Source organism: Pseudomonas sp. GLN_2 (assembly GCF_043106005.1).
In the GTDB taxonomy this organism is placed as follows: domain Bacteria; phylum Pseudomonadota; class Gammaproteobacteria; order Pseudomonadales; family Pseudomonadaceae; genus Aquipseudomonas; species Aquipseudomonas alloputida.
This window is the reverse complement of record NZ_JBICMC010000077.1, coordinates 75,569-98,906: the sequence shown is the minus strand read 5'-3', so window position 1 is coordinate 98,906 and position 23,338 is coordinate 75,569. Positions and strand designations below refer to the sequence as shown.

Sequence of the window (23,338 nt, the reverse complement as noted above, 5' to 3'; positions counted from 1 at the left end):
GTTCAGTCCGTCGTGGTGGAAAGAGAGGAAGGTTCCAGGCGGCGCGCACCGGCCATGCCGACGGCGACGATGGAGCCATCGGCGGCGGTGGTAGCGGCGGTCAGTGGCAGGCCATCGGAGACCGCCACGGGCTGGGCGGCAAAGGCGCCGAGGCCGCTGCGCAGGAGCATCCCTGCCTGGTTGGCGAGCAACAACTGGCCACCGGCGACACGCAGGCCGTTGATCGATGCCGGAATCGGGTTGGCTAGCGCCTGGAAACTGTCGCCACCGTCGTCAGAGGCAAACAGCGAACCGCGCAGGCCGCCGAGCAGCAGACGGCCATCGGGCAACACGGTGGCGGCGAAGTAGCTGCCATCGTAGGGCCCGTGCAGCGCCTCGAAATGCGCACCGCCATCACGCGAGCGAAGCAGCAGGCCCTGCTCGCCGGCGATGTACACCTGGTTGCCTTGGCGCGCCAGGGCATACAGGTGCAGTCCACGCCCGTTCGGCAGTCGGCCGATCTCCGACTGCCAGCTGCGCCCGCCGTCGGCGGTGCGCATGGCCACCCCGTAGGCACCCACGACCAGGCCGTTGCGGGCATCGGTGAAATTCAGGGCCAACAACGGCTTGTCCGCGCCGTCGGCCAGCAGCCGTTGCGCCGCCGCCAGGCGACGCTCGTCTGCGGCAGCCTCGGCTGCCTGCACCTGCAGGGCGGCGGCGCGCTTGCCGTCGAGCTGCACGCTCCAGTGCTCACCACCGTCCTGGCTGTGCAAGACCACGCCGGCATGGCCGACGGCCCAGCCGTTGCGGGCGTCGATGAACTGGACGGCGGTCAGGCTGACACTCACCGGCACGGCAGTGGCCTGGCGCCAGGTGGCACCATTGTCATCGGACAGCAGTACCACGCCACGTTCACCCACCGCGACCAGGCGTGCATCGGCCCGGGCCACATCCTGCAACACCGCACGCAGGGCCTGGGGGCCGTGCAGCGCGGGCTGCGCGAGCACATCCACGCTGTCACCGGCGAACGCCGGCGGCAGCCCGCAACAGGCTGCCAGCAGCCAGCCGTAGAGCATCTTGTTCATCGCACGCAACCTTTTGTTCTTAGAGTCGGTACAGCACCTGCGCAGCGCGCCTGCTCAGCGCACACCCTCGCCGGCCATGGCGTCGGCGGTGAACACCGAGTCCTTGTAGGGCGGTACGATGCGGTACTGTTCGTTCTTGCCTGCGAACAGGTCACCGGCGAACCAGGCACCGGAGAGCAGGTCGTAGAAGCCGTTGGTCAAGGTCACCACGCCCGGCAGGTCAGGCAGCACCACCGGCGAGGTCCAGACCACCTTGGCCAACTGGTTGCGGGCGTCATAGCGCTCGCCCAGCACGGCAGCCCAGGTGTCTTCGTCGAGGTAGTAGGTGCTACGCGGCATCACATGGCGCTGGCCATTCTTCAGCGTCGCCTCCACCACCCACACACGGTGCAGCTCCCAGCGGATGGCGTCGGGGTTCAGGTGATGGGGGGCCAGCAGCGCCTCGGCGTTGCTGGCGGTGAACACCTTGTTGGCGTTGTAGGGGATGTACATCTCCTTCTTGCCCACCAGCTTCCAGTCGAAGCGGTCGAGACGACCGTTGAACACGTACAGCTCATCGAAGCTCATGACGCCGGCGGTGGCCGGGGTCGGCGTGTCGCAGCAGGCGTTGGGCAGGCGACGCACACGGCGCTGACCAGGCAGGTAGGTCCAGACCGCAGCTTTGTCGGCGTTGAGGTTCTCAAGGCCGGTAATGGCCTCCCCGGCACGCAGGGGCGGGCCGTCGTTGGTCATGCGGATGGACCAGAACACACCCTTGTCGCCACTGCCACCGGGCAGGTACCAGGGCATCTGCAAATCGGCCCGCGAGTCATTGGTGAGCACGTGCTTGCCGTCGGCGGTGGTCAGGTACTGATTGAAGCTGGCGTGCCAGGACGCACCCCGCCAACGCAGCAGGTGGTTCCACATGGCTTCCACGCCATTGGCCGGGATCGGGAACGGGATGCCGCCGGATGCGCCTTCGGGCATGGGGCCGGCGGGTCCGTCCACCAGCTTGCCACTGGTGGCGTTGGCGAGGGTGGCGTCGTACACCGACTGCGGAGCGGCAGCGCTGCGGCGCGTCGGGTAGACGTCGAGACGATAGCTGTCCGGGTACTTCTTCAGCATCGCCTGGATGCCCGGCGTCAGCTTGTCGGCATACTGCGCCATGTTCTGCGCGGTGATGCTCAACAGCCGCTTGTCGCTGGCGAACGGATCGCCACGCTTGCCGCCTTCCTTATAGGCCGGGTCGGCCTGGATGTAGCCACCGGTCCAGGCAGGAATGCTGCCATCGGCATTGCCGGCCCGCTCGCCACCGAGCGGGGTCAGGCTGGTCTTGAGCATGGCCGCCTGCTCGGCGGGCACTGCGGCAACGGCGCCGTGGGCCAATAGCAGCGAGGCACTCAGGGCAGTGAGCAGGGAAACGACTTTATTATTGTGTTTCATCGGGTGGTCCTCGGTCAGAAGGTGCGGCTGACAGTGAAGGCGATGAAGTCGCGGTCTTTGAGCGACTGTTCGAAGGTGTAGTGGTTATCGGCGTCGAGGAAGGTGTTCTCCGGGCCGTAGTAGTGCGTGTAGGTCAGACCCAAACTCCAGGTGTTGAGGTAGTTGCCTTTCAGGCCGATGTTCAGGTCACCGCCATGATCGGTACCAAAACCGGTGCCCAGCGCCATGGACGCGCCGTTGGTGTAGCTCGCGCCGATCGGCACCGACAGGTCGAGACCCGGTAAGATCTGCCGGTACATCGGTTCGAACACCAGGCGCAGGCTGGTGGCGTCACGGTCGGCGTTAGGGTCAACGGCATCGGCGTTCTTGCTCACGCTCATCACCCGGTTCCAGGCGATTTCGCCGAGGAAGCTCGACTCGGCAGCGATGAAGTTCGGCTCCAGGCTGGCAAGCCAGGAGACGTTGGCGTGCAGCGTGCGGCCGGTGGCGTAAACCGGGTTATCGTCATTGTCGATCGCCTCGCCCACGGCCAACGCATGCTGGTTGGTCGAGGCCAACGGCTGGTTCCAGCGGGTTGACAACTCACCGGCGAGGTTGAAGTTGCCAACGGTGGTGGAGAAGCTCGCACCGAACGCCTCGATACCCTCGGGATACACCCAGTAGAACTCGCCGGCCTTGCCGCTGACCGGGTCGAGGTTGGCGAAGTCCGGGCGTACGTTGAGTTGCGGCGACTTGTCGTGGAAGCGGATGGCGTACAGGCCCCAGTCGACAGTCTCGGTGCGCCAGCGCACCTGCACGCCGCCCTGCCCTGAGTCCTTGGCTTGCTTGTCGTTGCCGTTGAAGAACGCCAGAGGTTGGCCACCGGGGAACACCGGCGCGCCGACGAACATGCGCTCGGCGCCATCACCGAAGAAGTCGTCTGTGGAGAAATAGCTACCCGCTGCCGGCAGGCGGTTGGCCTCCCACTCGAACTGGTAGTAGGCCCCCACCGACACATCCGGCGTCAGTTGGAGTTGTCCGGAAATCTGCTGTACCGGACGGATCAGTTCCTTGAACTGCGTGTTGGGTACCGACAGCCCCTTGACCACGTCCACCGGAGCCATGCCGCCAGCAATGCCGTTCATGCCAAAGAACAGGCTCTCGCCCCACTGCAGGGCGTATTGACCCAAACGGCCGGACAGCGGCATGTCGCCGATCTCGGTCTTGCCGAAGATAAAGGCGTCGAGCAGCTCGCCCTTGCGTCCATGCAGCTTGCGCGTGTCGTCGGTGAACGCGTCGTAGTCGACCGAATAACTGTTGGCACGGCCAGGGTCGTTGTTGTCAGTCCCTTGGTTGTAGACATCGTCGTACCAGGCCGCGCCGCTGACCCGTGCGCCGACGTTGTTGTAAGTGATGTCCAGTTCCGATAGCAGGTCGAGGCGGTTGGAGATCAGGCCCTTGTCGAAGTTGCGGTCACCGTCGTCCAGGTTCAGCGCGGTCTGCCCTTCGGTGAGCTTGCTGCTCGCGTCCTGTGTACGCCAGGCGGCGCTGTATTTCAGGGTATTGTCCCAGCGCACCCGCAGGTCGGGGTTGCCGGTATCGAATTCGAAGGCCTGCGCCTGGCTTGCGGCCAGCGCGACAAGCGCCAGGCTGAGGGGCTTGAGCGCCGGTAACGGCCGTGTGAATGCACCTTTGCGAGTCAACATCGGGGTTTCCTCTTTCTTTTTATTGTGCGTCGGTGTTGGCATAGGGCCGGCGCGCCGACAAGGCAGGGCGTGCCGGGTACGGGGAGTCAGATCGGCTGCGCAGTGACCTCCAGCATGCGCTTGACCAGGCCGATGCGGTCGAAGGAAGGATCGCGCTGGATCTCCTTCACACCTGCCAGCAGGGACATTTCGCTGATGAACTTGCATCGCTCGAAACGCCGGTCCATGAAACGCTGCAATTGCGCGTCCAGGCTGCCACCCGCGGTGAGCTCCTCGGCGAGCACCACGGCGTCCTCAATGGCCATGCCTGCGCCCTGCCCCAGGTGTGGCGTGGTGGCGTGGGCGGCATCCCCGATCAGCAGCACTCGACCGCAGTACCAGGGTTCGTCGACAAACACCGCTTCAAGCGGCTTGTAAACGACCCCGGCGTTGTCGACGATCTGCTCACGCAATTCGCCGATCAGCCCGCCGAAACCGGCCAGTCGCTGGCGAAGGCCATCAGCCAAAGCAGCCGGTTCCATCCAGGGGTTGCCCGGCTCGTGGGAAGTGGTGAAGAGGTACATCAGGTCATCGGCCAGCGGCACCAGACCCGCGTTGCCAGAGGGCCCTTGGTAGTTGGCAAGGTGATCGATACCTGCCGCACGCGGGAAGTTGTAGCGCCACACCGACTGCCCGGTGAAACGCGGCTGATAACGATCACCGAACAGCAGGCTGCGGACTTTCGAGAACAACCCGTCGGCGCCGACCATGAGACCGTAGCGCCCCTGGCTCCCATCGGTGAACAGCACGTCCACTGCGCTGTCGTCTTGCTCGAAGCTTTCCACCGAGGTGCCCAGGCGCACCTGGGTGCCCAGTTCGATGGCAGTCTCGCTCAACACCTTGTGCAGGGCGCGGCGCGAGATACCCACATTGGCCGGATACTGCGGACCGGCCAGACGCTGGCCAGGGATGCGCGCCAGTTGCTGCCCTTCGGTGGTATAGATGGCCACGTCCTCGAAGGCGTAGGCCGCATCAAGGTAGGCTTCGAGCAGGCCCAGCCGGTGCATCTCGCGCACCACATTGCTCTGTTGAATGATGCCGACGCCGTAGACGGTCCACTCGGTTTTCAGCTCGACCAGATCGACGGCGACGCCCTTGCGGCGTAAGGCGATGGCGGCACACAGCCCGCCGATTCCGCCGCCCACGATCAACACGTTGTTCACAGTATCCATGGCATGTCTCACGTTTTGTTCTTGTTGTGCGCCCCGCCATGCGGGGCGGCCGTTTCCTGTGCCTATGCACAGCTTCCCGCCTGCGCCGGTCCATGACCAATCGCGTCGCGGGATGCGACCTATCGCGCGGCGCGATAGGTCAGCGATCGAGCTGCTCCAGCGGCAATAGCAGCCAGCCGTCCGCTTCCTTGTGATCGAGTGCCTCCAAGGCTTCGCCTCGGCAGGGGCCGTGAACGCAAGTGCCGTCTTCGGGCATGAAGCGCGCACCGTGGGCGTAGCAGACGATCCATTGGCCATCGGCGCTCAAAAAGCGGTTCTTGCGGTACTCCAGGGGCACCATCAAATGCGGGCACAGGTTGCGGTAGACGCGTACCTGGCCCAGGTACCGCAGGGCGAACAGGCTGTCCGCGCCCCTGCCCTGTGGGTCGAAACCGCGCGCGTGCCCCTCGCCCAGCTCATCGAGCCTGCACAGCTCCACCCACGCCATGTTTCAACCCTGCTTCGCAGGTGGGCCGCTGGGTGCCCATTTCTCCCGCGAGGCGAACAGGAACAGCTGCGAGTTGTCGGCCGACATCGGCGCCTGACGCGCCGCCCATGCGTCATCGTGCTTGTCCATGTCGGCGTCGTATTCGATGTGGCAGCCCAGCGGGCTGTTGAAGTACCAGAACCAGTTGGAACCCAGCAGGTGTCGGCCAGGGCCCCAGAAGCTGGTCCAGCCCTGCTGCTGGAAACGCGTTCCGGCCAGCAGGACCTCGGTGCCGCTGCCCATATGAAAGGTGAAGTGCTCGCAACCCTGCATGTGCGGTGGGGTCTGGATCATGAACAGGCAGTGGTGATCGTCCATGGCGGCGGTGCGCATGAACGGGCCGACGCCGATGAAGCTGTCAGTGGTGACGAAGCCCAGGCGATCGCGGTAGAACGCTTCACCCTTGGCCGCATCGGGTACGAAGTACACCACGTGGGACAAGGTGCGCGGCAACGCCGGCATGTCCGGGGCAATGCCCAGCTGGTTGATCGGGCGCTGCGGTGCGCTACCGGGGGCGTTGGTAAGGTCGGCCGGCGCGTCGAAGGGGCGACGGCAGGTCACCTGGAAGGCAATGGCAAAGCCCAGGTCGTCGAAGGTGTGCAACGCGCCGCTGGCGTCGCGCCGTACTTCGCGATCACGGCCCAGTTCGTCGGCGATGGCCGCTAGATCGGTGCTCGAAGCGACGCCGTAAACGGTCTCGCGCAGCGATGGGGTCGGCCCGAGCGCCGGCGGCAAGCCAGGGTCGTCGCCGCGGCGGATAATGATCGAGGTGCCGTCCAGCGCCTCGAAACGGCCACCGTCGCCGTCCAGCTGAACGGCATCGAGGCCATAGTCACGCAGGCAATCGGCACAGGCCTGGATATCGTCGACGCCAAACACCAGCGCGTCGAGACCAAGAATATTCATGGCTACCACTCCATTGAAATTGTTATTCGGCGAGGCAGGTCACCGGTAATGGGTCGCGTCGGCACGTCGGCCGTACGACTGGCGTGCAGGTTGCTCGGTGGCGGGGTGGCGTGACCAATCGCGAGTCATAATGCGAGGCATCGGCAATCGCGATACCTGGGCCACAGCCCATGTGCTGTGGCGTTGGCTCGGTATCGTGGCTTGCAGGTCTTGACGTAGCGGCAATGCAGCGGGAAGGTATCGCGAAAATAACTACAAGAACCGAGAGCTATCACCATGCGCTTTCACCACCTGGACTTGAACCTGCTGGTTGCCCTGGACATCCTGCTCGAGGAGCAAAACATCACACGCGCCGCCGAGCGCCTGCACATGACTCAATCGGCCACCAGTGGGGTGCTGGGGCGTTTGCGAACGTTTTTCGAGGATGAGTTGCTGGTGCAGGTCGGCCGCAAGATGCAGCCAACCCCCTATGCTCTGGAACTGGCCAAACCGGTACGCGAGGTGCTACTGACCATTCGCGCCTCGATAACGGCCAAGCCGGTGTTCGATCCGGCCGCCAGCAAGCGACACTTCCGCCTGGTGACCTCGGACTACCTGATCAGTGTGGTATTCGCTCAGGTCATCCAGAAAATCCATCAGGAGGCGCCGCACATCACCTTCGAGATGATCGGCCCAGGCGACAGTAGCGCCGAATTGCTGATGCGAGGTGAGGTCGACATGATGATCGTGCCCGAGCGCTACCTCATCGAGGGCCATCCGGCGCAGTTGCTGTTCGAGGAAGATCATGTCTGCGTGGTGTGGCGCGACAACCCCGAGGTGGGCGAGCATCTGACACTTGAGCAGTACATGCAGATGGGCCACATCTCGGTGGGCTTTGGCCGCAACCGCCACTTGAGCATCGAGGACTGGTTCATGAACCAGTACGGTTTCAATCGGCGGCTGGAAGTCATCACCAATGACTTCAACACCCTGCCCCAGTTGTTGGTGGGTACCGTGCGGATCGCCACCATGCACCGCCGACTGGCCGAACTCTATGCCGGCTACCTGCCGTTGCGCCTGTTGCCACCGCCAGTGAAGATCCCGGTTATGCGTGAATTCATGCTGTGGCACCGCAGCATGGACGGCGACCCCATGCACAGATGGCTGCGCGAGCGCATCAGCGATGTCATCCAGTGCGCCAGCACGCAGCCAGATGCTCTGCGCGCCACCGCCTGAGCGGCGGCCATCGCCCCAGACACCGCGACGGTGCTGGGGCATCGCGTTTCGCGATACCTCGCATCCCTGATCACGATTGGCCCCACCCTGCCCTGCCTGCGTACCTTGCCTTCAAACCGCGCCCTGCCTGTCGCTCAAGTGGGCGCCGGACTCCACGACCGCAGAAGGACAACAAGAATGTTCCGTTACTTCCCCACCAATTACGTCTGGAACCTCTCGGTGGATCTGGCCATCGAAATGGGTGCCCGCATGGGTGAAATCGAGGAAATGTGTGCACCGCTGCAGGAGGCCGCCAAACAGCCCGACGCCGCCGGCACCCAGGCCTTCCGGGAAATATGGTCGACCATGGCCGACAAGCTGTGCGGCTTGGCCGAAGAAGACGACACCGCCGGCCGACGCTTGTCCGCCGGCGAAAAATACAACCGCGCGGCCACCTACTACCTCACCTGCGAACGCTTGCAGGCCCACGGTGCGCCGGGTCGTGCAGCCTTGTATCAGCGCTTCCTCGACACCTTCGCCCGCGGCATCGATTTGGCCAAGGAGAACTGTGAGCGCGTAGAGATCCCGTATGAGGGCAAGCACCTCTCGGGACTGCTGGTGCGCGCAGAAGGCGTGAGTGGCCCGGCACCGCTGCTGGTGCAAGTCAACGGGCTGGATTCGACCAAGGAAATGAAATACCGCGTTGGCCTGCCTGCTTGGCTGGCCAGGCGAGGCGTGTCTTCGTTGATTGTCGACCAGCCCGGCACCGGCGAAGCGCTTCGCCTCCACGGCATGACGGCACGCCATGACAGCGAACACTGGGCCAGCCGCATAGTGGACTGGCTGGAAACCCGTGCTGATGTCGATGCCAAGCGCATCGGCCTGGAAGGCGTTTCCCTGGGCGGCTACTACTGTCCGCGCGCAGTGGCGTTCGAACCGCGCTTTGCTTGCGGCGTGGTGTGGGGCGCCAACCACGACTGGCGCGACGTGCAGAAGCGTCGCCTGGAGAAGGAAGGCAACTTCCCGGTGCCACACTATTGGGCGCACGTGCAATGGGTCTGGGGGGCGAAGGACCTGGACGACTTCATGCGCATCGCCGAAAACGTACACCTCGACGGTGTACTCGACCGTATCCACGTACCGTTCCTGGTCACCCACGGCGAGAAAGACTCGCAGATCCCGCTCAAATGGGCACACCGCACCTACGAGCAACTGGTCAACAGCCCGAAACGCGAACTGAAGATTTTCACTGACCGTGAAGGCGGCGTGCAGCACTCGAGCTTCGACAACAGCATCAATGCCGGGCACTACATCGCCGACTGGATCGCCGAAACCCTTGGCGGCCACACGGCCTGATCGGCGCTGCCGGCCCTGGCTTCGACGGCGCCAATTGGCGCAGTTCTCGTTTCTGCGCCAGAGAGCGCCAGGTATCGATGCCATCCATACCTGGCCATCAATAGCATCTGTTGGTGCCGGGCAGTCGCCACAGTCTAGCCTTGCACCACCGCCAAGATGAGAGAGCTCACCCATGAGTGCCCTGCACCTGCACTGCTCCACCCTGTTCGACGGCACTGGCCTGCACATCCGCCAACGACAGACATTGATCATCGAAGGCGGCGTGATCCGCCATGTCGGGCCATCCGCCGATGCACCCCGTCCGCAACCCGGCGACCGTGAAGCCCACGGCCAGTTCGTCATGCCCGGGCTGGTGGACGTGCACACCCACCTGGCGTTTGGCAATGCCCAGAGCGAGGAAGACATCGACATCTGGACCAGCGACGAGTTTCGCGCCCTGCGGGGGCTGTTCTTCGCCCAGCACGTTCTGGCTGCCGGCGTGACGTCCATGGTCTGCCCTGGCGACAGTGGCCAACTCAGCATTGCCGTGCGCAATTCGGTCAACGCCGGACTGTTCGAAGGCCCGCGTATCGCTGCAAGCAGCCGAGTGATCACCAATCGACAGAGCCTGAACGACTGGTTCCCCAGCCGCGTCGGCGCCCCTGAGTACTTCACCGCCGCGCTGGTCACCAGCCGTGACGATGCCATTGCCCAGATCCGCAAGCAGGCCAAGGACGGCGTGGACCTGATCAAGATCGCCATGGACGGCACTCACCGTCGCCCCAACGGCGAAATCATCGCCGCTTTCACCGCCGACGAGACCCGTGAGATGGTCTACGAAGCTCATCGCCTCGGCTGCCGGGTGGCTACCCACGCCTATGACCGAGAAGCGGTGATGTACGCGGCCAAGGCCGGCGTCGACCTGGTGTTCCACGCCTTCTACATGGATGACGCCTGCATCGAAGCGCTGCTCGAGGCTGGCAGCGTGCTCGCTCCGACCATGACCTTCCCGCAGAACACCGTGGACTTCTGCCAGCCCCATGACCCCGCGATCAGCACCGGCTACGCCGCCTACTGCGCCCGGACCCTCGAGCTCGGTGCGCCGGTACTCAAGCGCGCCAAGGCCGCCGGCGTACCCTTCGCCTGCGGCAGCGACAGCGGCTTTGCTGTGACACCCTATGGCGAATGGCACGCTCGCGAACTGGAGCTGCTGGTACGGCACCTGGACTTCACCCCGGCCGAAGCGTTATTCGCCGCAACCCATGTCGGCGCACGCTTGATGCCGCGCGGCGAGACGCTCGGCACTCTGGAACCGGGCAAACAGGCCGACCTGCTGGTGCTCGACGGTTCGCCCCTGGACGACATCCGCATCCTTCAAGACCGCGATCGCCTGCAGGCGGTGTACAAGGCCGGCGAGCCGGTACGGCTGCAACGCACCGCCTACAACCCCAAGCAGGTGTCGGACTTCAATTCGCTGAAATGGACCGACCTCTACACCCGCGACCGCGTGTCCGAACTCGGCAAATGGAGGCTGTGAGCATGACAACGCTCAACTTCGAACTGGCAGTGCAACTGGCCGTCGCGACCCTGCACCAGGCACGCACTTTGAACCTGAAGCCTATGGCCGCAGCGGTGCTCGACAGCGCCGGCCACCCGTTGGCGGTGCTGCGCGATGAACAGGCCAGCTACCTGCGCCCGCAGATCGCCACCGGCAAGGCCCGGGGCTGCCTGGGCCTGGGCTTCGGCGGCCGCGAACTGGCGCGCCGCGCCCAGACCATGCCGGCGTTCTTCGATGCCATCAACAGCCTCACCGGTGGCGAGGTGATCCCGGTCGCCGGCGGCGTTCTTCTGCGCGATGCAGAAGGCCGCCTACTGGGCGCCATTGGCGTCAGTGGCGATACCTCGGACAACGATGAGCGGTGCGCGCTGCTGGCCATCGAAGCGCTCGGGCTGATCGGCGACAGCGGCGATCTTCAGCCCTGAGCCAACGCCTTGGCCTGTTCCACCAGCAATTGGCGGAGCCAGGCCAAGGGGAGGTCGCTCCGCTGCTGCGGATGCCACTGGAGGACCTGGGATGCTGCTGACGCAGTAATGGCCGAGGCGAACGGCGCGCAGCCAGGACATGATCCCGACTCGGCAAAGATCCGTCTTGTGCCCAGTATTCTCCAGGGCCACCATAGGCATTCTTCAACAGACCATTGGCTAATGCATGACACTGGAAAACTACCAGGCAATCGCTGAAAGCATTGCCCTGCTGCTGTACCCCCACGCGGAAGTCGTCATTCATGACATACGCGGCCAGACAATCGTTCATATCGCCAATAATTTCTCACATCGCAAGCTCGGCGATGATTCGGCACTCGGTTCAGAACTGGGTGACCTTTTGAAGGGGACCAACCTTGGTCCCTACGAGAAGCTCAACTGGAACGGTCAGAAGGTCCGCTCGATCAGCACTGTGCTGCACAATCCGCAAGGCGAAGCCGAGTATCTGATGTGCATCAATCTGAACGTGTCGGTGCTGGAACAGGCGCGTGTGGCATTGGATGCGTTCTTCCAGATGAGTCGGCTGGAGCCGCAACCGGATGCGTTGTTCCGCAACGATTGGCAGGAGCGCATCAACACCTTCCTGCAAGCCTGGCTGCAAGCGCATAACCTGTCGCTGCAGACCTTGAAGATGAAAGACAAGCGCAACCTCGTACTGGCCTTACACGCCGAGGGTGCATTCGAGGGGCGCAGCGGCGCCGATTACGTTGCCAACGTCCTCAGCATGGGGCGGGCCACCGTGTACAAATACCTGAAGGAAGTCAGGGCCTAGGCGGTATTGCCTGGCTGTAGGCATACGCTCTTGCTATTGGTGGAATATAATTCTATTGTGGACAAATTATCCATATGCCTGCAAGGACCCGTCATGCCAGCCACCCCGTCCGTTGATGCCCAGTTCCTTGATACATTGCACCAAAACATTCAGGACGCCCATGCGGCGCTCCGCCCGGCTGTCAGCATTACCCCGCTCTTGCACAGCCCTCGTTTGTCGGCGCTGACCGGCTGTGAAGTGCTGCTCAAATGCGAACACCTGCAGCACACCGGTTCGTTCAAGTTTCGCGGTGCCAGCAACAAGATGCGCCTGCTGCCGGCCGAGGCGCGCAAGCAGGGGGTGATAGCTGCCTCTTCCGGTAACCATGGGCAGGCACTGGCCCTGGCCGGCAAGATGGCTGGCGTGCCCGTGAAGGTCTACACCACCACCGGCGCATCGGCATACAAAACAGAGGCAATGCGCGCGCTGGGCGCCGAAGTGGTCTGCCTGCCCACCGACCCGCTGAGTGCAGAGCTGGAAGCCGCCAGGCAAGCCAAGGCCCACGGCGTACCCTTCGTGTCCCCCTACAACGACCTGCAAGTCATTGCCGGCCAGGGCACCATAGGCATGGAGTTGTTCGAGCAGGCGCCAGACCTGGACGCGGTGTTCGTTGCCGTGGGCGGTGGCGGGATGATTTCCGGTATCGGCGCCGCCCTGCGCGTCCTCAAGCCGGGCACTGAGATCATCGGCTGCTGGCCGGCAAATGACCCAACGCTGCAGCAATCACTCAAGGCTGGTGAAATCATCGAATTGGATGCCTGCGAAACGCTGTCGGACGGCACGGCTGGCGGCGTCGAGCCAGGCTCCATCACCTTCCCGCTTTGCCAGGCGCTGCTCACCGATACCGTGCTGGTCAGCGAGGACGAAATCCGCTGCGCCATGCGCGATATCGCCAGCAGTGAGCGCTGGATCATCGAAGGCGCTGCAGCGGTTGCGGTCGCCGGCATGCAGAAGCTCGCCGAACGCTATCAGGGCAAGCGTGTCGCGGTGATCCTGTGTGGCCGTAACATCCTGCTGGAAAAGTTCCTCGAGGCCGTTCAATGAGGGTCTTCAGCAAGGCGCAGATCGTCGCCCATTTCAACCCGGAGCTCGCGGTCAGCCAACTGGAGGAAGGCTTCATCGCCTACTCCGAAGGCAAGGTGCAGGTACCGCCCGTGCAGGGCTTCGCATTCAAGGGCGCGAACGGTGACTGTTGCGTGAAGTCGGCCTACATCGAAGGCAGCCCGACCTTCACCGTCAAGCTTTCGACAGGCTTCTACGACAACCCGTCCAAGGGCCTGCCGAGCAATGACGGCCTGATGCTTGTGTTGTCTGCACACACCGGTCAGCCGCTGGCACTGCTGCAGGACCAAGGCTGGCTGACTGCCATGCGCACCGCGTTGGCCGGGCGTATCGCCGCCCGGCTGCTGGCGCCGGCCCAGGTCAAGGCCATTGGCATCCTCGGCACCGGCATGCAGGCGCAGATGCAGCTTGAGCAGCTTCGCGCGGTGACCGATTGCCGCCAGGTCATTGTCTGGGGCCGGCATGAACGCGGGCTTGCGGCCTATACCGCATTTGCCCGCGAACTGGGCTTCGGGGTGCACAGCACGCAGGATGCTGCCGAGGTTGCGGGCACTGCAAACCTGATCGTCTGCACCACGCCTTCTCGCCAGGCGCTGTTGCACAGTGATTGGGTCCAGCCGGGTACGCATATCACCGCCGTCGGTGCCGATGCGCCCGGCAAGCAGGAACTGGACCCGGCACTGGTGGCCAGGGCAGACCGTATCATCGTCGACGCCATCGCGCAGTGCAGCCAGTACGGCGAAGTGGCCCATGCCCTCGGCAGTGGCCAGATCGACGCTAACCAGCTGATCGAGCTCGGTACACTGCTGGCTGGCCGTGCCAAGGGGCGTGAGCACGACAGCCAGATTACCTTGGCGGACCTGACCGGTGTGGCAGTGCAGGATGCACAAGTCGCAAGCCACGCCCTGGCCGCCCTGTGCACCTGAGGCGACAACAGCGTCAGCGCAAACGTTGCACCTGCGCTGGCGTACGCTGCATCAGCACCTTGCCATTGCGTACCGACACCAACGCGTGCCCCTGGCTGCGCACCATCTCATAATCATCCGGCGCCGACAGCAGCAACAGGTTCGCCGGCCGACCCACCTCGATGCCATAGCGCTCGCCCAGGTTCAGGGTGCGGGCGCTGTTGTCGGTAATCAGGTCCAGGCAGCGCTGCAGGTCTTCATAGCCGAGCATGTGACAGATGTGCAGGCCGGCTTCGAGAATGCGCAGGATATTGCCATTGCCCAGTGGGTACCACGGGTCGACGATGGAGTCCTGGCCGAAGCACACGTTCATGCCGGCGCGGTCGATCTCGGCCACGCGGGTCACGCCACGACGTTTCGGGTAGTTGTCGAAGCGCCCTTGCAGGTGAATGCTCTCGGTCGGGCACGACACGAAGTTGATGCCCGACAGCTTGAGCAGGCGGAACAGCTTGTAGCAATACGCATTGTCATACGAGCCCATGGCCACAGTGTGGCTGGCCGTGACCCGGGCCCCCATGCCGCGTACCCGCGCTTCTTCGGCCAACACTTCGAGGAAACGTGATTGCGGGTCGTCGGTCTCGTCGCAGTGCACGTCCACCAGGCAGCCGGTACGCTCGGCCAGGTCCATCAGAAACTTCACCGACGATACACCCTGGTCGCGGGTATTTTCGAAATGCGGAATGCCGCCGACGACGTCAGCGCCAATCGCCACGGCTTCAGTCATCAGCGCCCGGCCGTTGGCGTACGACTCGATGCCCTCCTGCGGGAAGGCGACAATCTGCAGGTCGATCAGCTCACGCACTTCGTCACGTACCTCGACCATGGCCTTGAGCGCGGTGAGTTTGGGGTCGGTCACATCGACATGGGTGCGCACATGCTGGATACCGTGGTCCACCAGCATGCCGATGGTTTTTTTCGCACGGGTCTTGATGTCGTCGTGGGTGGTGATCTCCTTGCGCTCCGACCAGCGCTCAATGCCTTCGAACAACGTGCCGCTCATGTTCCACTTCGGCTCACCCGCGGTCAGCGTGGCATCAAGATGAATGTGCGGCTCGACAAAGGGCGCGACCACCAGGTTTTGCCCGGCGTCCAGGTCATTGACCGTAGCGGGCGCCACGACGTCGGTCTGGGGCACGATGGCGGCAATGCGCTCGCCGTTCAGTTCGACGCGGAACAGGCCAGGCTTGCCGCGCAGGCGTGCGTTGATGATGTTCATGCTGTTACTCCTTGCCGTAGGCTTCGCTCATGCGCCATACCAGCATGGCGACCGAAGCATTCATGCGAAAAAGCGGGTCGTCCAGCGACTGCCCGCTCAGTTGTTCGATGCGCTGGATGCGCTGATTGATCGTGTTGCGGTGCAGCCCCAGACGCTGTGCGGCCTTGAGCCCGTTGCCATTTTCCATGAGCAAGGCGTCGAGGGTATGCACCAAAGCATGGGCGTGTTTGCGCCCAGGGGCGATCAGCGGGCCGAGGGTGCGGCTGACGAAATCGTCAACCAGCGAGCGGTCGACAATACCTTGCAGCAGGCGCAATACGCCGAGCTCGCTGAAGTTGCAATAGCCGTTGGCCGGGCGCAGGTGCTGCGCCACATCCAGCGCCTGGCGTGCCTCGTTGAGGGCCTGGCGATAGTGCGCGCAATCGTCAGCGAGGCTCGACAGGCCCATGTAAAGGCTCAGTTCATCAGTCGCGGCTTGCAACTGCCGGTACAGTGCGCCCAACGTCTCGGGTAAGTCCTGTGTATCGGCCAGCAGCACCACGAACAGGTCGCCCGGCAACTGCGCCGTCACACTGCCGGGCCGCTGACGGCACCAGGCTTCGAGCTGGTCTTCCAGGGCCTGCCGGGTGGCTTGCCAGGTACGCTCGCCGTGGGCCAGCCCTTGGCGCTCGAACAAGGCGTCCACGCCCGTCAGGCGCAACGCCAGCAGGCGTCGCGGTTTATCCAGGGCCAGTTGCAGGTGTGCTGCCCGCTGCCGGGCAATCGCCAGGCTCGGGTAGTCGCCTGTGAGCAGTTGCCCAAGGATGTCGTTACGCGAGCGGCGCGCCTGGCTCATCTGTACCAGTGCAGTGCCGATCAGGTGGGTGACCACCACCATCTTCAGCGCGTAGGGCTGTTCGATCAGCGGCAAGCCCAGTTGCTCGGCGCGCGCGATAACGGGCGCCGGGATGCTCTGGATAAAACTGCCGCCGGTGAGAATCACCATGCCGGCAATGCCCACGGCGTCGCCATCCTCCACCAGGCTCAGCAGGTTGGCTTCGCCGCGCGGGTGATTGATGCCGGTGACGAATACCAGTTCACCGCCCATCACCCATTCGGCGATACCCTCGTTCTCCGCCACGTAAGGCCAGCGTACCCGCCGCTGCAGGTTGCGCGCGCCGGCCCGCACCTGCATTTCGTGCAGACCGGGCAAATGCAGGAGCTCGTCCAGCGCCAGGCTCATGGCTCGACGCCCGCCTGGCCGGGCGCCCGGCGGCGTGCGCCCAGCTCTAGAATGACGATGTAGCACACTGCCGAGGCGGCGATGCCCACCAGCGGCGCGACCCACGGTGAGGCATAGGCCAGTACTGCGCCCACGGCATAGGCAAACAGCCCGGTGAGGTTGTAGCGTGGCAGGTTTGCCGTACCCAGTGCCGGGTATTTGCCGCGGTGGCGGTACCAGAAATCAGCCATGATCACCCCACCCACCGGCGGAATGATCGACCCCAGCAGCACCAGGAACGGGATCAGCATTTCGTACATGCCACCCATCGCCAGCACAATGCCAACCCCGGCCGCCACCAGCGTTGCCGTGCGCCGGCGCTCGCTGCGCAACAAGTGGCAGGCGGCGGCCGACACGTTGTAGATGGTCGGACCCTGAATGGTCCACAGGTTCAGGCACAGCATCACCACGGCCGCGAACGACAGGCCCTGCAGCATCATCACGTCGACGATATCGGCCTGCTGGTAAACCATCGCGCACCACGCCCCGGCCACCACCATCAGGCCGTTGCCAAGGAGGAATGCCACCCCGCTGGCGATCACCGCTACCCGGCCACTGCGTGCCAGCCGTGTCCAGTTGGTGGCTTGGGTGGCGCCACTGGCGAAGGTGCCGAAGACCATGGTCACTGCCGCCGAAAAGGTCATGGTTTCATGCGGGACGACTGCAGCCAGGCCGGCAAAGCCACCGGCATCGCGGGTGGCGATGTACATCGACACCAACAGCAGCACGAACATCAATGGCACCGACACCCGCGACAACAGGTCCAGCCCCTTGAACCCGATGATGGCCGTAATGCTGAAACCCAGCCCGAACAGCACCATCAACGGCATGCCGAAGCCATCCGCCAGCCCCAGGAGCTTGACCAGCACGATGGCCACCGTGGCCGTACCCCAGGCATACCAGCCCAGTTCGGCAAAACCCAACAGAAAGTCCGAGAGCCGGCTCCCCGCTTCACCGAAACAGAAGCGTCCCATCAACACGGTATTCAGCCCGCTGCGTGAGGCGATGAAGGCCAGCACTGCGGCATACAAGGCAAGCAAACTGTTGCCGAGGGTAGCCACCCACAGCATGTCGACAAAACTGAATGCCATGCCCAGCTTGCCGCCGGCGAACATCGTGCCGGTAAAGAAGGTGAAGCTGAACAAGACCATCGCGATCGGCAGCAGGCCCTTGCGGGCGGACTGGGGGGCTTCGCTGAGGGGAAATTCGCTGGGTGAGCTCATTGCACGGGGCTCCGGGTGAGTAGTTGGGAGCGGAAAGAGCAATATGCGGGCCGCTTTTTCCTGCGCCGCCACCCGGAAGAAATCGGGCTGCTCGCCCAGAATTCCCTATGCACTGTGCACATTAAAGCTGCGATTTGACGATCTGGAGTGTGCGTGACGACTTATTTTGAGGCGCTCATGCACCAAAGCGGGCCTGGGCTGGGTAGTAATCACCCAGCCCGCGGCGGTTTACACGGCCCCGTCCAACCCCATCTGCCAGAAATCAGCCTCCAGGCTGGAGGCCTGGCCAAAAATCCCTGCCAGTTCGGCGAACCGCTGCTCGGTCATGCTGCGCGCCGCCAGTTCATCCAGGTGCTTGCGCGCTGCTGCGGCCACCCCTTGGTAGCCCTCCCCGGCATACTCGCCAATCCACTCGCGGTAGGGGTGATTACTCAAGTCGCCAATACGCTCGGCCAGGGTCCGGCCGATTTCGGCATAGCCGATCACGCAAGGTGCCAGTGCCACGTGCAGCTCCAGCAGGTCGCCGGCTGCGCCGCAGTCCAGCACATAACGGGTGTATGCCACCGTGGCCTGATGCTCTGGCGCGGCCTCGATGTCTGCCTGGGTCAAGCCCCAGCGCGCGCACAGGCGCAAGTGCAGCTCGGTTTCATCCAGGATCGCCGCCAGCCCGGCCTGCGCCGCGCGAATGTCGGCCGGACGGCGGCTTTTGTAAGCGGCCAACGCCCAGGCGCGGGCGAACTGGATCAGGAACAGGTAATCCTGCACAAGGTAGGTCCGGAACGCTTCCTCGCTTAGCGTGCCCTCGCCCATCTGACGCACGAAGTCATGGTCTACGTAGCGGTTCCATTGTGGCGAGGCAGCGGCCTTGAGGCGCTCGAAGATATCCATGCTCATTTGCCCTCCGGGTACACGGCATCGAAGAAAGCCAGCTCCAGCGCCACGGTGCGCTGGTAGAAGTCACTTGCCATTGCGGCCTCCTGCGGGCCGACGCGGTCCAGTTCGGCCTGCAGGAAAGCGACGAATGCCTGGAATGCCGGGTTGTCATGCAGGGTAATCCACTCGGCATGGACGAAGTTGTCCGGCATCGGTTTCGGCGCCTTGAGCGCCCAGTCCAGATACAGGCCTTCGGCAACGTTCAGCACCGCCAGTGCTGCTGCGTAGGAACGGGTGGCTGCCGCTTCGCGCATGATCGCCTTGAAACCTGCGGTAGGCGCGGTATCGGCCGGTTCACTGCGTTGCGCCGGGCTGACACCCAAGGCCTCGAAGGCACGCAGGAAGTAGGTGTTCTCGTCACTGCAGATCATCCCGGCAAAGCGGCCGAAGCGCAGGCGGGCTTCAAACGTGTCAGCGGTGGCGATGGCCGCGCCTAGCAGGGTCACGAAGCTGTCGAGGAAACGGTGGTCCTGGACCAGGTAGTCGACCATGATCGGGTCCGGCAGGCTGCCGTCGCACAATCGGGTCACGAAACGGTGGCCAACGGCCGCCGACCAGGTCGGCTCGCTCTGGCGGCGCAGGGACTGGCTGAAACGTTCGGTCATGTTGCTGTCCTTGATGAGGGTGACAGCGAGACCTTGAAAGTTGGCATGGACTGGCCTCGCAGTGAGGCCGGCAAAAAGGCAGGTTACAAGCCCCATCCCTTCGCCGGCATGATCCGGATCAGGTTCGAAGGGTCACCGCGCTGCAGCGTTCAGCGGTTTCTCAGCCCATTGCCGGGCTCCCCTTGGTAGCGCTCAGGTATACCCGAGGGCGCCGCGGCTGTCACGCCCCAAACTGTGGGCAATGGTGACCCGCTAATGGGTATCTGTCCCCATTCTTGACGCGCCATCTTTGAGTGCACGCCAGTCGCTGCAAGGTTATGTATGTCAGAGCATTACTGAAATATCTGTTGGCATAGCTGTTGCTGATGGCCATTTAACGGGCAAAACGCCATTGATGGCTTAAGGCCCTAAGGCCGCAAAAGAGGCTTAAGCCAATGAAAACACCTGCTGCGAGTCACGCGTCCAGACGCATGTTCCATCTGGCCTCCGTCACGGCGCTGATGATCAGCCTCGGGTTGATCACGGCCATGGCAGCCCCCCTCGACGACAACAGCATGCCACCGCCGACCGACCCGTCGGCCTACACCGACCAGCCCGACGACCCGACCGCTGCCTTGCTTGAGCTGAACACCATGCCGGAGGCCAACGAAGGCTCGCTGGAGCTGACCGATGGCGCGTATGGCGACCGCAACACGGTAGGCACCGACAACGTGCTGCCGCCGGCCCTGCAAACATCGGACAAGTACCCTACCAACGGCAAACCCAGCCCGTTGTTCGGTGCACAACCTTTCACCCAGCAACTGTTGCTGTTCGAAGAATTCGGGGCAGAGAAGCTCGACCCGACCACGCCGGCGCCCGATCTGACCTTCCCGGTACCGACCCTCGGCGCGGCCCCCGCGCAAGACCCCAACGTGGTGGCACGCAGCGGGCCCAGTGGCAGCGCTCTGGAAGCGTTCCTCAAACAGCCCGGCCTGTACCCGTTCCCGACCCAGTACGCCAACGTGCTGGACCGCAATCCATGGAAGGCGCAGATCGAGATGTTCCTCAACCGCCAGCCGGTCGGATCGCCCGCTGAAGGCCGGCCACCAGGGAAAGGCTGGTCGCACCAGCGCTGGAACGAGTTCTACCCGCAGGCAGCGTTCAAGACCGCCCAGGCCGGTGCGCGCATCAACCTCGGTCTGCGCGACCGCAAGCAACTGCACAACTATGCCGTCGGCGAATTTGCCCCGGGAGGCCTGTACTACCAGACCTCCGACATTCCGACCACGCTGGGCACCACCAAGGGCATCGACACACGCTTCCACCCGAGCATGCCGCTGCAAAACCACAAATCGCTCTGGACCTTCGACGGCACTTTCCCGCCCAAGCTGCTGATGGTGCGCTACGGTCAGCCAATTCTGATGCGCCATTACAACGCCCTGCCGATTGACCCGTCGGCCAACGGTGGCTTCGGCCTGCATACCATTTCGACCCACGAGCACAACGGCCACTCGCCGGCCGAAAGCGACGGCTTTGCCAACGCGTACTTCTTCCCCGGCCAGTACTACGACTACCGCTGGCCGGTGCAGCTGGCCGGCTACGACACCATCAACACCCGTGCCCAGGACCCGCGTGCAGCGTTCCCCTGCTCGCCGGGTGAAACCTTGTTCGTCAACGATGGTTCACCGGGCCTGAAAACCTGCGAGAACGGCAGTATCAAGATTCGTGGCGACTGGCGCGAAACCATGAGTACCCACTGGTTCCACGACCACATGATGGATTTCACGGCGCAGAACGTCTACAAGGGCAATGCCGTGATGATGAACTACTACAGCGCCCTGGACCGCGGCAACGAGACCCTGCAGGACGGTGTCAACCTGCGCTTCCCAAGCGGGTCAGCCATGCCTTGGGGTAACCGTGACTATGACGTCAACCTGGTGATTGCCGACAAAGCCTGGGATGCCAATGGCCAGCTGTGGTTCAACCCGTTCAACACGGACGGCTTCCTTGCCGACCAGATTCTGGTCAACTGGCAGTACAAGCCCAGGCTCAAGGTGCGTGCGCGCAGTTACCGCTTCCGTCTCCTCAACGGCTCGGTGTCGCGCTACTTCAAGTTCGCCGTGGTGCGGGAAATTGCCGGTACCAGTGGTGAGTTCAAAGGCCCGTCCGGCTCCAACCTGTCGTATGTGCGGGTGCCGTTCCACATGATTGCCAACGACGGCAACATCATGGAACACGCGGTGCCATTCGACGGCACGATGGACCTCAATGGTGACGGCAACCTGCAAGACAACAACGGCGTCTTGCCGTTGCAGGCCATTGCCGAGCGCTACGACATCATCATCAACTTCGCCAAGAACGGCATCAAGGCCGGCGACAAGCTGTACTTCGTCAACCTGATGGAGCACGACTCCGGCAAAGGTCCGAATCAAGCTATCCCGTTGGCCGACGTGCTGTCGGAAAAATACAAGGCGGTAATCAAGCAGACCAGCAAAGGCCCGCAGTGGGACAACGGCGACCCGGCTGTCGGCAAGTTTCTGCAACTGTGGGTGCAACCGTACACCGGCCAGGACCTGAGCATGGACCCGGTAGCCTACGAGCCGGCCAAGCCAGGCAAGGCTGCTGGCCTGAAAATGCTGCCCCTGCCCATTGACCGCGACGCCGCAGCCGACCAGGCCAAACTCAAGGATGCCCGCCACCGCGAGTTCATCTTTGGCCGCTCTGACGGTACGGACACCACCCCGTGGACCATCAAGACCGACGGCGGCTTTGGCTACAGCATGGACCCGCGCCGCATCAGTGCCGCGCCGCAATTGGCCAACCAATCCACCGACGGTGGTTTTAGCGGCGACGGCACCCTGGAAGTGTGGAAGATCGTCAACGGCGGCAATGGCTGGAGCCACCCGGTACACGTGCACTTCGAGGAAGGCGTGATTCTTAGCCGCGACGGCAAGGCCCCGCCAGAATGGGAAAAATGGGCGCGCAAGGATGTGTACCGTATCGGGTCGGAACCTGATTCGTCCGAAGAGGTGGAAATGGCCATCCGCTTCCGCGAGTTCGCCGGCACCTACATGGAGCACTGCCACAACACCCAGCACGAGGACTCTTCGATGCTGCTGCGCTGGGACCTTGAACACCCGGGGCAGTTCCAGGTGATGCCCACCCCGCTGCCAGGATGGGATGGCGTGCGTTACATGGCCTCGGTAGGCCTGCCAACGTTCCGCACCAAAACCGATGACGACAATGACGACCCGGCCAACAAACCACCTGTCGCGGCCAACGACAGTGCCGCAACGACTGCAGGCAAGGCGATCACCCTGAACGTGCTGGCCAACGACAGCGACCCGGACGGCAACGTACCGCTCACGGTCACAGGCCTCAGCCAGCCAGACTCCGGCCAGGGAGCCGTCAGCACAGACGGCACCACCGTGACGTACAACCCACCCGCTACGGTCGCCACGCCGTTCACGGCCAGCTTCAATTACACGGCGCGTGATACCAAGGGGGCCGAGTCGGTGACCCCGGCCACGGTCAGCATCGCCGTAACCGCAGCAGCGGCGGCCGACGAGCTCAAGGTCACCAGTGCCACGGTGCAACTGCGCAGCGGCAACCGTTTCACCTGGGATGTGCAGGGGACTACCACGGTCGCCACGGGCAACAGCATCAGCGTGACTGCAGCAACCACCGGTGGTCCGGTAAGCCTGGGGAACGCGACGCTGACTGCCACGACTACGGGGGCCCGTTGGCGGGTAGCGGTGACCACCACCGGCTTTGGCCCGGCCACGCCAGCGACGGTCACGGTGAAATCGACGCTGGGCCAGACGGTAACAGCGCCAGTCACCTACAAGTGAGTGCAAAGCGGGGCCGCCATGCGGCCCCCATCAGCCAACCCACGAG

The 23,338-nt window shown here is 63.6% G+C and carries 19 protein-coding genes and 1 riboswitch; of the genes, 8 read left to right on the top strand and 11 right to left on the bottom strand.

Translation table 11 applies throughout. From position 1 onward, the window contains the following. Positions 1-2 precede the first annotated feature (2 nt). From ACF8Q6_RS17360 to ACF8Q6_RS17335, 6 genes are all read right to left on the bottom strand, one after another. Positions 3-1,064, bottom strand: coding sequence for a WD40/YVTN/BNR-like repeat-containing protein (locus ACF8Q6_RS17360; RefSeq protein WP_392491813.1), 1,062 nt, complete (start codon positions 1,062-1,064; stop codon positions 3-5). A gap of 54 nt (positions 1,065-1,118) precedes the next feature. After that, positions 1,119-2,486 (bottom strand): DUF1329 domain-containing protein, encoded by a 1,368-nt coding sequence (locus ACF8Q6_RS17355; RefSeq protein ID WP_239607661.1) that lies wholly within the window; start codon positions 2,484-2,486, stop codon positions 1,119-1,121. Between the two features lie 14 nt (positions 2,487-2,500). Beyond that, positions 2,501-4,171: a DUF1302 domain-containing protein gene (locus ACF8Q6_RS17350; RefSeq protein ID WP_392491812.1), complete on the bottom strand. Its 1,671-nt coding sequence runs from the start codon at positions 4,169-4,171 to the stop codon at positions 2,501-2,503. A gap of 86 nt (positions 4,172-4,257) precedes the next feature. After that, positions 4,258-5,382, bottom strand: a complete 1,125-nt coding sequence (locus ACF8Q6_RS17345) for an FAD-dependent oxidoreductase (RefSeq protein ID WP_392491810.1) — start codon at positions 5,380-5,382, stop codon at positions 4,258-4,260. A 139-nt stretch (positions 5,383-5,521) separates the two neighbouring features. After that, positions 5,522-5,869 (bottom strand): Rieske 2Fe-2S domain-containing protein, encoded by a 348-nt coding sequence (locus ACF8Q6_RS17340; RefSeq protein ID WP_128573762.1) that lies wholly within the window; start codon positions 5,867-5,869, stop codon positions 5,522-5,524. Between the two features lie 3 nt (positions 5,870-5,872). Beyond that, positions 5,873-6,814 carry a VOC family protein gene (locus tag ACF8Q6_RS17335; protein ID WP_010954082.1) on the bottom strand — a complete coding sequence of 314 codons (942 nt, stop codon included), beginning with the start codon at positions 6,812-6,814 and terminating at the stop codon, positions 5,873-5,875. 276 nt (positions 6,815-7,090) lie between these two features. Between ACF8Q6_RS17335 and ACF8Q6_RS17330 the strand changes: the two genes are divergently transcribed. From ACF8Q6_RS17330 to ACF8Q6_RS17300, 7 genes are all read left to right on the top strand, one after another. After that, on the top strand, positions 7,091-8,029 hold the full coding sequence (locus ACF8Q6_RS17330) for a LysR family transcriptional regulator (RefSeq protein ID WP_104887622.1): 939 nt from the start codon (positions 7,091-7,093) through the stop codon (positions 8,027-8,029). Positions 8,030-8,206: 177 nt separating this feature from the next. Then, positions 8,207-9,364: an alpha/beta hydrolase family protein gene (locus tag ACF8Q6_RS17325; protein WP_392491809.1), complete on the top strand. Its 1,158-nt coding sequence runs from the start codon at positions 8,207-8,209 to the stop codon at positions 9,362-9,364. Positions 9,365-9,536: 172 nt separating this feature from the next. Further along, complete coding sequence (locus ACF8Q6_RS17320) at positions 9,537-10,880, top strand: amidohydrolase family protein (protein WP_392491808.1); 1,344 nt, start codon at positions 9,537-9,539, stop codon at positions 10,878-10,880. 2 nt (positions 10,881-10,882) lie between these two features. Then, on the top strand, positions 10,883-11,326 hold the full coding sequence (locus ACF8Q6_RS17315; RefSeq protein ID WP_392461302.1) for a heme-binding protein: 444 nt from the start codon (positions 10,883-10,885) through the stop codon (positions 11,324-11,326). Between the two features lie 226 nt (positions 11,327-11,552). Continuing rightward, positions 11,553-12,158: a transcriptional regulator gene (locus ACF8Q6_RS17310; protein ID WP_392491807.1), complete on the top strand. Its 606-nt coding sequence runs from the start codon at positions 11,553-11,555 to the stop codon at positions 12,156-12,158. 93 nt (positions 12,159-12,251) lie between these two features. After that, complete coding sequence (locus tag ACF8Q6_RS17305) at positions 12,252-13,241, top strand: threonine/serine dehydratase (protein WP_274083513.1); 990 nt, start codon at positions 12,252-12,254, stop codon at positions 13,239-13,241. After that, positions 13,238-14,185, top strand: a complete 948-nt coding sequence (locus tag ACF8Q6_RS17300; RefSeq protein ID WP_392491806.1) for an ornithine cyclodeaminase family protein — start codon at positions 13,238-13,240, stop codon at positions 14,183-14,185. Before ACF8Q6_RS17305 ends, ACF8Q6_RS17300 begins: the two co-directional genes overlap by 4 nt. Before the next feature lie 13 nt (positions 14,186-14,198). Here the strand turns inward: ACF8Q6_RS17300 and codA are convergent, their stop codons facing one another. The 5 genes from codA to ACF8Q6_RS17275 form a co-directional block, all read right to left on the bottom strand. Further along, positions 14,199-15,440 (bottom strand): cytosine deaminase, encoded by a 1,242-nt coding sequence (codA, locus tag ACF8Q6_RS17295; RefSeq protein WP_014590988.1) that lies wholly within the window; start codon positions 15,438-15,440, stop codon positions 14,199-14,201. Between the two features lie 4 nt (positions 15,441-15,444). Further along, positions 15,445-16,662, bottom strand: coding sequence for a PucR family transcriptional regulator (locus ACF8Q6_RS17290; protein ID WP_392491804.1), 1,218 nt, complete (start codon positions 16,660-16,662; stop codon positions 15,445-15,447). Continuing rightward, positions 16,659-17,924, bottom strand: a complete 1,266-nt coding sequence (gene codB, locus ACF8Q6_RS17285) for a cytosine permease (protein WP_392491803.1) — start codon at positions 17,922-17,924, stop codon at positions 16,659-16,661. The genes ACF8Q6_RS17290 and codB overlap by 4 nt, the downstream gene beginning before the upstream one ends. Positions 17,925-18,152: 228 nt before the next feature. Beyond that, entirely contained in the window at positions 18,153-18,818 is a 666-nt protein-coding gene (gene tenA, locus ACF8Q6_RS17280) for a thiaminase II (protein ID WP_392491802.1), read from the bottom strand. After that, the gene (locus tag ACF8Q6_RS17275) at positions 18,815-19,462 is read right to left on the bottom strand and encodes a TenA family protein (protein ID WP_392491801.1); all 648 of its coding nucleotides are present in this window, start codon (positions 19,460-19,462) and stop codon (positions 18,815-18,817) included. The genes tenA and ACF8Q6_RS17275 overlap by 4 nt, the downstream gene beginning before the upstream one ends. Before the next feature lie 78 nt (positions 19,463-19,540). Next, positions 19,541-19,655: riboswitch (TPP riboswitch) on the bottom strand. Between the two features lie 241 nt (positions 19,656-19,896). On the opposite strand from ACF8Q6_RS17275, the gene ACF8Q6_RS17270 reads away from it, so the two are divergent. Further along, the gene (locus tag ACF8Q6_RS17270) at positions 19,897-23,292 is read left to right on the top strand and encodes an Ig-like domain-containing protein (RefSeq protein ID WP_392499166.1); all 3,396 of its coding nucleotides are present in this window, start codon (positions 19,897-19,899) and stop codon (positions 23,290-23,292) included. Positions 23,293-23,338 lie beyond the last annotated feature (46 nt).